The sequence below is a fragment of the Granulicella paludicola genome (assembly GCF_025685545.1).
Lineage (GTDB): Bacteria > Acidobacteriota > Terriglobia > Terriglobales > Acidobacteriaceae > Granulicella > Granulicella paludicola.
In genome coordinates this window covers 968,212-980,699 of the sequence record NZ_JAGSYC010000026.1, presented here as the reverse complement: position 1 = coordinate 980,699, position 12,488 = coordinate 968,212, and the positions used below count along the sequence as shown (strand labels likewise).

The 12,488-nt window shown below is 62.7% G+C and carries 10 protein-coding genes; 9 read left to right on the top strand and 1 reads right to left on the bottom strand.

Translation table 11 applies throughout. The annotated features are described in order from the left end of the window. The first annotated feature begins 4 nt into the window (after positions 1-4). Both tldD and OHL14_RS19670 read left to right on the top strand, forming a co-directional pair. Positions 5-1,468, top strand: coding sequence for a metalloprotease TldD (gene tldD, locus OHL14_RS19675; protein WP_263381078.1), 1,464 nt, complete (start codon positions 5-7; stop codon positions 1,466-1,468). 144 nt (positions 1,469-1,612) lie between these two features. Beyond that, on the top strand, positions 1,613-1,933 hold the full coding sequence (locus tag OHL14_RS19670; protein ID WP_263381077.1) for a hypothetical protein: 321 nt from the start codon (positions 1,613-1,615) through the stop codon (positions 1,931-1,933). Here OHL14_RS19670 and OHL14_RS19665 read toward each other — a convergent pair. Beyond that, positions 1,930-3,171 carry an SGNH/GDSL hydrolase family protein gene (locus tag OHL14_RS19665; RefSeq protein ID WP_263381076.1) on the bottom strand — a complete coding sequence of 414 codons (1,242 nt, stop codon included), beginning with the start codon at positions 3,169-3,171 and terminating at the stop codon, positions 1,930-1,932. The two genes, OHL14_RS19670 and OHL14_RS19665, sit on opposite strands and share 4 nt — an antisense overlap. Positions 3,172-3,190: 19 nt before the next feature. Here OHL14_RS19665 and OHL14_RS19660 point away from each other — a divergent pair, with 19 nt between their 5' ends. From OHL14_RS19660 to OHL14_RS19630, 7 genes are all read left to right on the top strand, one after another. Continuing rightward, entirely contained in the window at positions 3,191-4,636 is a 1,446-nt protein-coding gene (locus OHL14_RS19660) for a TldD/PmbA family protein (RefSeq protein ID WP_396271435.1), read from the top strand. 40 nt (positions 4,637-4,676) lie between these two features. Further along, positions 4,677-6,221, top strand: coding sequence for an N-acyl-D-amino-acid deacylase family protein (locus tag OHL14_RS19655; RefSeq protein WP_263381074.1), 1,545 nt, complete (start codon positions 4,677-4,679; stop codon positions 6,219-6,221). 137 nt (positions 6,222-6,358) lie between these two features. Beyond that, positions 6,359-7,423, top strand: a complete 1,065-nt coding sequence (locus OHL14_RS19650) for an SDR family oxidoreductase (protein ID WP_263381073.1) — start codon at positions 6,359-6,361, stop codon at positions 7,421-7,423. Between the two features lie 74 nt (positions 7,424-7,497). Further along, positions 7,498-9,117 (top strand): excinuclease ABC subunit C, encoded by a 1,620-nt coding sequence (locus tag OHL14_RS19645; RefSeq protein ID WP_263381072.1) that lies wholly within the window; start codon positions 7,498-7,500, stop codon positions 9,115-9,117. 34 nt (positions 9,118-9,151) lie between these two features. Then, complete coding sequence (locus OHL14_RS19640; RefSeq protein ID WP_263381071.1) at positions 9,152-10,927, top strand: glycosyltransferase family 39 protein; 1,776 nt, start codon at positions 9,152-9,154, stop codon at positions 10,925-10,927. 87 nt (positions 10,928-11,014) lie between these two features. Next, on the top strand, positions 11,015-11,692 hold the full coding sequence (locus tag OHL14_RS19635) for an RNA polymerase sigma factor (RefSeq protein WP_263381070.1): 678 nt from the start codon (positions 11,015-11,017) through the stop codon (positions 11,690-11,692). Further along, positions 11,689-12,450 (top strand): zf-HC2 domain-containing protein, encoded by a 762-nt coding sequence (locus OHL14_RS19630; RefSeq protein WP_263381069.1) that lies wholly within the window; start codon positions 11,689-11,691, stop codon positions 12,448-12,450. The genes OHL14_RS19635 and OHL14_RS19630 overlap by 4 nt, the downstream gene beginning before the upstream one ends. Positions 12,451-12,488: the final 38 nt, after the last annotated feature.

The following is a 12,488-nucleotide window of genomic DNA, read 5'->3' as shown; positions in this document are numbered from 1 at the left end:
ATCAATGGCCGCAGCCCTGCACACGCCCTCTTTCGAAACCCTCGACCACAAGCGCTACTTCTTCACGCACCTCGGCCTCACGGAGCGCCTTCTCGAGCGCTGCCTCGGGGAAGCCCTTTCAGCAGGGGGCGATTTCGCCGATCTCTACTTCGAGGCCGTCACTTCTACGTCCCTCGGCATGGATGAAGGCATCGTCAAGACCGCCGCGCAGGGCATCAGCGTCGGCTGCGGCGTTCGCGTGCTCTCCGGCGAACGCACCGGCTTCGCCTACACCGACGACCTCTCGCCCGAAAAACTCCTGAAAGCCGCCCGCACCGCCGCACTCATCGCAAGCGGCCCGCAAACCGCCCGCGTGCAGGGCTTTACCGAGAGCCACAGCCAGTCGCTCTACCCCATCACAGGCATCAGCAGCGACGCCGACATCGCTGCCAAGCTCAAGCTTATCGAGCGTGCCAACAAGGCAGCACGCGACTTCGATCCCCGCATCACCCAGGTCCGCGCCGGGATCAACGACGAGCTCCGTCGCATTCTCATCGCAGCCTCCGACGGCACCTTCGCCTCGGATACCCAGCCCCTCGCGCGCCTCAACGTCTTCGTCATCGCCAAGGATGAGCACAACACCGCACGCGGCACCAGCGGTGGCGGTGGACGCGTCCTGCTCGACTTCTTTGAAGGCGACCATTCACCCGAGCACTTTGCCCGCGAGGCCGCCCGCACCGCCATTCTGCAGCTTGGTGCAGTCGCCGCGCCCGCTGGCGAGATGGAAGTCGTCCTTGGCCCCGGATGGCCTGGCGTCCTTCTGCACGAAGCCGTAGGCCATGGCCTCGAAGCCGACTTCAATCGCAAGAAAACCTCAGCCTTCGCCGGCCTCATTGGCCAGAAGGTAGCCAGTGAAAAGGTCACGGTCGTCGATAACGGTCGCATGCCCGGTCGGCGCGGCTCCCTCAACGTGGACGACGAAGGCAATCCCACGCAGGAGACCGTACTCATCGAAAACGGCATCCTTCGCGGCTATCTCTCCGACAAGCTCAGCAGCAAGCTGATGGGTATGCCTAACACCGGCAGTGGGCGCCGCGAAAGCTACGCCGCCATCCCCATGCCACGCATGACCAACACCTACATGCTCTCCGGCCAGGACGACCCCGGCGACATCCTGAAGTCCGTGAAGCGCGGTCTTTACGCCGTCAACTTCGGTGGAGGCCAGGTCGACATCACTAATGGCAAATTTGTCTTCTCAGCCAGCGAGGCCTACCTCATCGAAGACGGCGTCATCACCGCTCCCGTGAAGGGAGCAACGTTGATCGGCAACGGTCCCGAAGCTCTCAAGTACGTCAGCATGGTCGGCAACGACCTTGCTCTGGACGAAGGCATCGGCACCTGTGGCAAGTCCGGTCAATCTGTTCCCGTGGGTGTAGGTATGCCCACCATCAAGCTCGACCGCATGACCGTCGGCGGCACGGGGCGTTGATTTCAAGCGTTTTACGAAAGATCCAAGGTGCTGCATTGTGTTTAAAGGCCGCCGAAAGCGTATAAAGCGGCCAAACTCTGCATCTAATCACGTAGAATTGATTTACCGCTACAACTAAATACAACCGCACCAGGAAAGAAGACCATGGCTACCAAGATTGTCAGCACGCCAGAAAAGCTTTACGAGTGCGAAGTAAAACGCCGCCGTGTCCGTGCCGGTGGCTCCGGCTATGAACCCTTCTGGAAGGTGAAGACGCTCGCCGATGCGCTGCTCGATGGCGACACCGAGTTCCGTTGCAAGGACTGCCACGGCCCCCTCAAGCTCAGCCGCCGTCACACCGTTGGTGTGCTCTCGCACGTGGAGCACAAGCTCAAGTCCGACTCCGAGCACTGCGTCTCCGGCGTGCGCTTTCATCAGGCCACCGACGGCCGTCAGCACACCCTCTCCGCAACTCCGGTCGTCTAGTTCACATCCGGCAGAGCGGCCGCGAACACCGCGGCCAGCTTTGCGTGCCCCGCATTATTGGGATGAAGCATATCAGCCATCTCAGTGGCCGGATTGAAGGCCTGCGATGTCGGCGCCACCACCACATTCATTCCCTCTGCAACAAGCTCCGCTATTAGCGGAGTCAGTGCGGTATTGTAAAGTCCCACCACACGATTCAAGTCAGAGCTTCCAGTCGGCGTCAGTTGACCGACCAACACCATCGGCGCACCGCTCACACCGGAGTAGCTCTGCGACGAGACTCCCGCCCACAGCACCGAAAAGAAACCACCTCCCGTGCCGGTGGTGATCGTCACACTATGTTCGCCCACAGCGCCCAGCGGCACATTCGCACTAAACACGGTGTCCGTCCCGCCATTCTGTGTCGCGATCGCATGCCCCGTTGCAACATTCGCGCTTAGCATCGCCACCGGAACTCCGTCGACACTCACTGTCGCGCTACCGCCACTTACCAGCGCATCGAACACCCGGTACCCAATATGCAGCGCTCGCCCAGCCACCGCCTGCGTCACAGTAAAGCCTAGCGAGGCCCCGGCTTGCGTCGTGGACTCACCAAACTCCATGTCCCTTGCCCAGACTCCCTGCGCCGTCATCGCACTGCCGAGTATCTTGTCCGTGACCGGCAGCGCCAACCAGGTCAGCGACGCCGTCAGCGCCTGGCTCCAGTTCGCTAGGCATCCCGCGCCGCCCCCGCAGAAGTGCGCGTCGTTCGTGCCGATGAGTACCGTATATAACTGCCCCTGCCCCAACACAGGCTCTGCATTCGGATACACCCACAGCCGAGCCATGTCCGCTGCCATGTCTCCGCCGCGGCATAAATTCTTCGCTACGCCGCCCACCTCTGCATCCAGCAGCGTCGCATATCCCTCATTCGAATACATGTACCCCGCGCCGTCGTTCGGCAGCGCATAGTACCCACAGGTAATCGAATCACCGAAGTTTGTGACCTCTGCGACTCCCGGCGCAGCCGCAGGCGGCGGCGTAGTCGTGGTCGTAGTGGTTGTCGTCGTGGTCGTCGTCGAGGGCGTTCCCGAAGTGGGGGTCGTCGACTCGGTCGAGCCGCCGAGAACCAGCGGGTTCACCTTAGTCCCGCAACCGCTTATCGCGCCTGCCAGCGACCACACCGCGACGACTACAATCAACCTGAGCAGACCGTTACTGAGACCCTGTGCCGACCAACGCCCTCGACCGTAACGCATCGTAAACCTCACTGGAGACCTGTTGAAGACTGCAACCTCTCACGCCCCGGCCCCTGCGAATCGCGAACTCCTCAGCCTCTCCGAAGAAGCCGTCGCCCTCGCCCTGCGTGCCGGTGCCGCCGATGCCGAAGCCGTCGCGTTTGAGTCCGACGACTTCGCTGTAAATGTTCGTCTCGGCCAGGTCGAACAGCTCACCGAATCCGGTTCGCGCGCCCTGGGCCTGCGTGTTTTTTTTCACGCAGCCGAAGGAGGTCAACGCACAGCGAGCACCTCCACCTCCGATCTCTCCTCCGACGGCATCGCAAAACTCGTCAGTGGAGCAGTGGAACTCGCCAAAGTCACCGGGGCTGATCCCTTTGCAGGACTTCCCCAGGCTGACCTCTTCGGTAGTCTCGATATCGACAACCTCGCGCTGTACTTTAGCGATGTCGATGAAATTCCTCCTGCCGAGCGCATCGAGATCGCTCGCCGTTGTGAGGCCGCAGCTCTGGGCTTCGACGCTCGTATTCAAAACACCTCCGGCGCGCACTTCGATGTCTCCACCGCCCAGCGTGTCATGGTCAACTCTCGCGGCTTCTCCGGGTCCTACCGCCGCAGCTACTGCGGCTTCTCGGTGACCCCCATCGCGCAGGATGCCGACGGCGCCATGCAGCGCGACTACTGGTACTCATCCGCTCGTTCTTCCAAACTGCTTGCCTCACCGGAAGAGGTAGGCCGCATCGCTGCCGAGCGCGCCCTCCGCCGTCTCGGCGCTCGCCGCGTTCCCACGCAGAAGTGCCCCGTCGTCTTCTCCGCCGACATCGCCCGCAGCCTGATGCACAACCTCATCAGCGCCGCCGATGGCGACTCCATCTACCGCAACGCCAGCATGTTCGCAGGCAAGCTCGGCGAGCAGGTCGCCGGTGAAAACATCACCATGGTCGACGATGGCACCATGGTCTTCGACCACATTCTCCCCGACGGCAGCACCCTCCGAACCGGCGGCTTCGGCACCTCGCCCTTTGACGGCGACGGCCTGCCCATCCGTCGCACGGTCATCATCGAAAACGGCATTTTGAAGAACCTGATGCTGAACACCTACACCGGCCGCAAGCTCAACATGCCCTCCACCGGCAAAGCCTCGCGCGGCCTCGCCGGAGCCCCCGGCATCGGCGGCGGCAACTACTTCCTCCAACCCGGCATGCTCACACCGGAACAGATCATCGCGGACATCCCCAACGGCCTTTACGTCCTCAGCACCATGGGCTTCGGCGTCAACCTCGTCACCGGAGATTACTCGCAGGGTGCCAGCGGCCTCTGGATCGAGAACGGCGAACTCGCCTACCCGGTCGAAGAGATCACGATCGCCGGAAACCTGAAGGATATGTTCCGCAACGTCTCCGCCATCGGCAACGACCTGGAATTTCTCAGCTCCGGCGCCGTCCCCACCGTCCGCATTGAAGGCATGACGATCGCTGGCAGCTAGAATCTTCTTACTCATCTGAATCTGTAAGGAGACCCACCGCGTGAAGCCCCGTCATCTCTGCCTCGCAGCAGCCCTCGTCGCCTCGTCGCTCCTTCACGCGCAACATCTCGATCTCCTCCTTCGCAACGGCACCGTCATCGACGGCTCCGGCGCACCCGCGCTGAACACCGACATCGGCATCTCCGGCGATCGCATCATCTTCATCGGAGCTTGCGACAAAAAGCCAAAGACCTGCCAGGCCACCCGCACTCTCGATGCCACCGGCCTCATCATCGCTCCCGGCTTCATCGACCCCCACACGCACACCGCGAGCGACCTCTCCGACCCGAAGCGCGCACAGAACACTCCGTATCTCATGCAGGGCGTCACCACCGTCGCCACCGGCAACGACGGCGACAGCCCCACCGACATCGGCGCGACCCTCTCCAAATGGCATCAGCAGGGCATCGGCACCAACGCCGTTCTCTTCATCGGTCAGGGCACCGTCCGCAGCGAAGTGATGCAGATGTCCGACGCAGCGCCGACACCCGCACAGCTCAACCGCATGAAGGCACTCGTCGACACCGCCATGAACGAAGGTGCCATCGGCATCTCCACCGGCCTCTACTACGCGCCAGGCAGCTACTCCTCCACCGAAGAGGTCATCGCGCTGTCCAAGATCGTCGCCCAGCAGGGCGGCATCTACGACACACACATGCGCGACGAGAGCAGCTACACCATCGGCCTGCTCGCCAGCGTGAAAGAAACAATCCGCATCTCCCGCGAAGCCCACATCCCCGTCATGATCTCGCACATCAAGGCCCTCGGAGCGGACGTCTGGGGACAGAGCTCTGAGGTCATCGCTCTTATCGACGCGGCGCGCAACGAAGGCCTCAACGTCACCGCCAGCCAGTACCCATATACGGCCTCCGGCACCAGTGTTACCGCTTCGCTCGTCCCGCGCTGGGCTGAGACCGATGGCAAGCTCCTGCAGAACGTCGCCGACCCCGCTCTGCATGATCGCCTCTACAAAGAGATGAACGAAAACCTCGTCCGTCGCGGCGGTGCCGACACGCTGCTCATGACCTCAGCCAAAGACAAATCCATCGTCGGCAAGAACCTCGCGCAGATCGCCACCGAGCGCCACATCGATCCCATCACAGCCGCGATTCAGATCATCCAGGCAGGCGGCTCCAATGTCGCCAGCTTCAACATGAAGGAGGCCGACATCACCGCCTTCATGCGCCAGCCCTGGATGATGACCTGCTCGGACGGCTCGCCCGGCCACCCGCGCAAGTACGGCACCTTCCCCAGGAAAATCCACGAGTATGTCTACGAAAAGCACACCATCTCCCTCGAAGCGGCCATCCGCAGCAGCACCTCGCTGACCGCTGAAACACTCGGTCTCAAGGACCGTGGTCTCCTCAAGCCCGGCTACTTCGCCGACGTCGTCGTCTTCGATCCCGCCACCTTCAAGGACAACTCCACCTACGAACAGCCCACCCTTCTCGCCAGCGGCGTCCGTTACCTCACCGTCAACGGCAAGCTGGCCATCGACAACGGCAAGCTCACCTCCACCCTCGCAGGCCGCCCGCTCAAACACTAGCGCCGTTTAAATTGTCATCCTGAGCTCAGCGAAGGACCTGCTTCTGATTTTGCGAGAGCCGCAGGCGCAAGCGTACATGCACCCAACGCAGCACTCCCTCATCTAACTCTCAGGCGTCTCCGCGCCGAAGGAGCTTCATGTCCAGAAACACAGCACTCGTCGTAGGCGCCTCCGGCATCGTTGGCCGCAACCTCTCCAAGCTCCTCGTGGAAAGCGATTGGGCCGTCTACGGCCTCGCTCGTCGGCCCATCGAACAGACCGGTGTCCTTCCCGTCGCTGCAGACCTTCTCTCGCCCGAATCCTTAGCCTCCGCGCTGATAGACATCGCGCCCACCCACGTCTTTCTCGCGACCTGGATGCGCCAGCCGACCGAGCTCGAAAACATACGCGTCAACTCCGCCATGGTGCGCAACCTGCTCGAAGCCGTCTCGTACTCCCACTCCGTCCAGCACACTGCGCTCGTTACGGGCCTCAAGCACTATCTAGGGCCCTTCGAAAGTTATGGCAAGGGTGTCCTCCCCGCTACGCCATTCCGCGAGGAGCAGCCTCGCCTCCCCGTCGATAACTTCTACTACGCACAGGAAGACGAGGTCTTCGCCGCCGCCGCCCGCGATGGCTTTACCTGGTCCGTCCATCGCCCGCACACCATCATTGGCTACGCTGTCGGCAACGCCATGAACATGGGCGTCACCCTCGCTGCCTACGCCACCATATGCCGCGAAACCGGTCGCCCGTTCCTCTTCCCCGGCTCCGCCAAACAGTGGAACAGCCTTACCGACATGACCGACGCCACCCAGCTCGCGAAGCACCTCCGCTGGGCCTCCACCACCCCTGCCGCGTATAACCAGGCCTTCAACATCGTCAACGGAGACGTCTTCCGCTGGAGCTGGATGTGGTCGCGCCTCGCCGAATACTTCGGCCTCACGCCAGCGCCCTTTCCCGGCGAAGGCACGCCCCTCGAAACGCAACTCGCCGACGCTGCAACCATCTGGCAGACCATCGCCGCCAAGTACAACCTCGCCGAGCCCAACCTCTCCACCCTCATCTCCCCCTGGCACACCGACGCCGATCTCGGTCGCCCCATCGAGGTCGTCACCGATATGTCGAAGAGCCGCAAGCTCGGCTTCCTCGACTATCAGCCCACCGACGACAGCTTCTTCGCACTCTTCGATCAACTTCGTTCGGCGCGCCTCATCCCCTAGCACTATCCCTGACGTGCGAGTGAGCCACGCGAGGCACCTGCGTCCCGCGTGGCTCACCATCTACAATCGCTCCTGTGAGCGCACCACCGATCTTCGAGCACCACCTCGACTTCACCCCTGAGTCCGCCGACGAGATCCTGCGCTCCATCCCTGCCGCTCCCGGCGTCTTCTCTCTGCGCGGACCGGATACCCCGGACGGCAAGCCCGGCGAACCCTACCTCACCCGCACCGCCGATCTTCGCCGCCGCCTGCGCCGCCTCCTCGCACCTCCCGAAGCCCTCGACGAGAAGGGCAACGCTGTCCTCAGCAAGCGTCTCAACCTCCGCGACCGCGTCCGTACCATCGCCTACACGCGCACCGGCTCTGACTTCGAATCCACTCTGCTCCTCTACCACGCCTCGCGTCTTGCCTTCGGCACCGAGCAGGCCCGCAAACGCCTCCGCCTGCACACTCCATACCTGATCCGCGTCACCATGTCGCATGAGCACCCACGCGCCTACGTCACCAATCGACTCAGTAAAAAGTCTGTTGAAGAATCCTTCGGTCCCTTTCCTTCACGCGCCGCCGCCGAACGCTACTGCGACGCCGTACTCGACCTCTTTAAACTCCGCCGCTGCTACGAAGACCTCACCCCGCACCCCGACCACCCCGGCTGTGTCTACGGCGAGATGAACAAATGCCTCATGCCCTGCAAAGGTGCTTCGGCGGAAGGCGAACCCGCTAACCCCGCAGCCTGCACGCCCGAGCAATACACAGCCGAAGCACAGCGTGTCCACAGCTTCTTCACAACCCGCGGCGAATCCCTTCTCACCGAAATCGCCGCTCAACGCGAACTCGCCAGCGAGTCCATGGACTTCGAGTCCGCCGCCGCCCATCACAAGCATTGGGAAAAAGTTCGTGCCGCCGCCCTGCTCTCCGACGAACTCGTTCGCCCCGTCACCGAACTTCGCGCCCTCATCCTGCAGGAGGCCGCCCCACGAGACGACGAGCCGCAGTCCTTCTCCTCGCGCGAAGACGCCGCCGTCTTCCTCTTCGCCAACGGTCACCTCACCACTCCCACACGTCTCTCCACGCTCGGCGTCCGCGCCGTCCGCGAGCAGACCGCCGTCGGCAGCAGCCTTTTCGCCCAGCCGCTGATGCTCGCCCCCGTGCCCCTCGACGAACCAGTGGCCCCGCCTCGTGCTGCTGTCATCTCGACCGAAGCGCAGCGAAGTGGAGAGCCCCCAGTATTTGTTGTGGCGAAAGATGAAGGTGCGAACGTGCCCTCTCCTCTCTCCTCTACTCCCACTCCTCTGTCCTCCCCCGAGGACCGCACCCGCGCCCTCATCACCCAGCTCACCGAGCGCACCGGCGAGCCAGCCATCCTCGACGAACTGTGCGACTCCCTTTCTCTCTTCCGCCGCTGGTACTACCGCCCCGAAAAGCAGCGCCCCGGAGAAGTCTTCCTGCCCAATGGAGCCGTCAGCACAAACGATCCAGCTACTGCCTGGCCCATCCGCCGCATCCTCAACGGAGCTGCCCGCGTCGTCCTCGGTCCCCCGACTGAAGCCTCTCCGATCGATCGTGAAGCAGCCAAGGCGCACAAGACCAAGATCCTTCACCCTGGCCGTGAAGGCATTGAGCGCGAAGTCCCCGTGTTGCCGAAGCGCACGCGCGCCCGCAAAGCCATTACCCCCACCGACGTCCTCGAATAGCCACGCCTATACTCTCCCTCAGAGACCCCAAAGCATGAGCACGCCCCAAAAAACCTGGCAACGCGCCGACACCTTCATCCTCGCCGCGCTCCTAGCCATCGCCGCCTTCTGGACCGCGTTCCACATCCACTGGCCCTGGACGCCGATGGAAGACGCCGCGATGCTGCTCCGCTACTCGCAGCATCTCGCGGCCGGGCACGGCATCCGCTGGTCACTCAATCAGGCCCCCGTCGACGGCGCCACCGACTTCCTATATATGGCGCTCATCGCCGCCGTCTCGCGCCTCACGCATCTCGATGTTGTCACCTCCAGCCGTTGGATCAATATCGTCGCGCAACTCCTCAGCGTCGCCCTCATCTATCGCGGAGCCCGCCGCCTCAATGCCAGCCGCTGGCTCGCCGTCGCCGCCGCACTCTACCTCACCACCGGCCCCTTCATCGGACTCACCAACGCCTGCTTCGGCGCTCCCGTCTTCGGCTTCTTCCTTCTCGCTTGCTGGCACTTCGGCCTCCGCTATGCCCTCGAAGCTCGCACCTGGAGCAACGCCTTCGCAATGGCCGCCTTCGGCCTTCTCGCCGGACTCACCCGCCCCGAAGGCGTCCTGATCGCACTCCTCCTGCTGATCGCCACCCTCTACCTCGCCCACACCCCCAGTTTCCCAACGCCCACAGACCTGTCATCTCGACCGAAGGCGGAGCGCAGCGCAGCGGAGAGACCTGCAGTTGAAACCACCACCCATCTCCTCCTCAGCTATCTCCTGCTCTTCGGTCTTCTCGGCGGAGCCTACTTTGCCTGGCGCTGGCGCTACTTTGGCTATCCCCTGCCAAACCCCTTCTACATCAAGGGCGACGGTCACCTCTATCCCGACAGCGTCCTGCACGCCGCGATGAACCTCATTACCCTGCTACTACCGTGGCTCCCGCTGCTTCCCCTCGGCTGGCTCAACCCCGCCACGCGCCGCCTCACCAACGCGCTGCTCATCGTCCTGATCCCTTTCACCCTGATGTGGGTTCTGCTCTCGAACGCGAACAACCATCTCTCGCGCTTCCAGTACGCTATCGTCCCGCTAGTCCTGATGACCCTCCCTGTCCTCTTCCCCCTCGAATGGCTCGCACAACTTACCACTCCGGGCGCCCCCTCTGCGCCAACAGTTTCATCGTCGGCCAAGGTGGGTTTGCAGAATCCCTCCCCGACGAACAGCTTCGCCCTCAAACTAGCCGCCGTCCTCGCGATCGTCGCCTCCACCCTCTACGTCTCCCGCATCACCGACTACACCGAGACTGCCTGGGGTATGCGCACCTTCGCCCAGCGCCTAGCCCCGCTCGCTCCCCGCGGCTACACCATGGCCGTCACCGAGGCCGGCGCTCTTCCGCTCTACTCCGACTGGAACACGGTCGACATCATCGGCCTCAACGACAGCTACATCGCGCACCACCACCACATCGACGCCGCCTACCTCGACCGCACCCACCCCGAGCTCATCATGGTCCACATCGACCGCTCCGTCCCCGAGCAATATCTTCCCAACGGCTTCGCGCAGCCGCCCCACCCCGGCGCGGCCTACAACGCCGAGTTCGCCAACCTCTACGCCGTCACCCACGGCTACACCCTAGCCGCCGCCTGGGGAGCCGACCAGTGCAACCTCCACCTCTACTGGCTCCGCCCCGGCTTCCCCGACTACACAACCGTCCTCGCCGACATCCGCGACCACCCCTACATCTTCCTCGACGACGCCTACCTCTCCCACGACTACCGCAACGACATGGACAGCATGCGAGGCTGCGCTGCACCGGAAGGGCCAACGCCTTGAGTTAAAAAATCTTTTTGCGGTTGGGGAAAACCCTGCACTCGACGTGCACACACCTGTAGAAAGATCTCAGCTTCATGGAGAATCGCGGTGAGCTCACGTTTGCTGGAACTCGTTCTGAACACGAGCCCCTCGGGAGCCGAGGACCGCGCCCAGTCTGTCTTCTCCCGGACAGGCCTGCTGCAGCTCCTCCCGCTCTCGCTTCGTCCCGATGAGGAACTGGCGCGCGCGCTTCGTCAGGGCGACGGCGACGCTCTGGCCGTTCTTTTTGAGCGGCATCACAAACTCGTCTACCGGATCGCGCGGCGTATCGTACGGAACGACGCAGAGGCCGAAGACACCGTTCAACAAATCTTTCTCGATGTATTTCGTTCCATCGACCAGTTCAATCCCGAAAAAGCCTCCTTCAAAACCTGGCTGCTCATGTTTGCCTACCATCGCGCATTGAATTGCAGGCGTTCGCTCATGGCCCGCCATTTCTTCGCGACGGACCCGTTCGAAGAGTCTCTGCTGGGAACCAGTCCTCTCCACCACGCCAACCTCCAGCACCGCATTTACCTCCAGCAGGCGCTGCGTGAACTCAAGCCGCATCAGCGACGCACCATCGAGCTCACCTATTTCGAAGGCCTCACCGCTGAGGAGATCGCGTCGCGCACCGGCGAAAGCGTGCGGGTAGTACGGCACAACCTGTATCGCGGCCTCGACAAGATGCGGCATTTCCTGTGCGCCTCCACACCCCGGCATTCCGCGAAAGGAGAAGCCAAATGAATCACGAACGCTATGGAACCTACGCAGCTCTGCACAGCAGCGGCCAGCTTGGACCGCGCGAGCAACAGGACTTCGAGGAGCACGCAGCAGAGTGTCCTTCATGCCAGGAACTGGCTCAGGAGTTCTCTTCAATCAGCGGCCTCATGTTCTCCGCGAAAGCCGCCAGCCTTGCAGACTCCTCCAGCGAACAACTGAAGCGTTTTCGCGAGCGCGCACTCCGCGAAGGAGTGCTTGTAGGAAGTCGTTCTCCCGATATAAGCCGCTCCCTCGTGGTGCTGTCCCTCTGCCTCGTCCTGCTCGTCGCTTCCTTCGCCTATCTGCATAACCTCCGCCCGTCTTCCACGAATGAGCAAGCCATCGACTCTCATCAGCAGACCTCCGCTAACACACCTGGCCCTGCCTCCGCCAGCGGCAACCTGGCGACCGCTACCCCCATCCGGATCATGACACGGCGGCGCAGAGCATCAGCGTCCGCGCAGACTGACACCCCGCTGGTGCGCGACACACTGCCGCAGGACTTTGCTCACCTCACCCCCAGATTCCAGCCGCTTACGGCGTCCGGTCGCAAAACTCTTGCCGCTCTGGAGCCGTCTGTAGCTACGTTTCAGCCAGTCTTCACCCACGACTTCCCGGACACGTCGTACCTGACCGTCGGCGCGGCGCAGCTTGAATACCCCGATGACATGCACATTCTGCAGCCCCACGATTTTGCAGCGAACATGCGCCAGCTTCACTTCCGCCTGCCGATAACTCCCTAAAGCCACAAACCTCCTCACCTGATTTAGCAGCCCCTAAA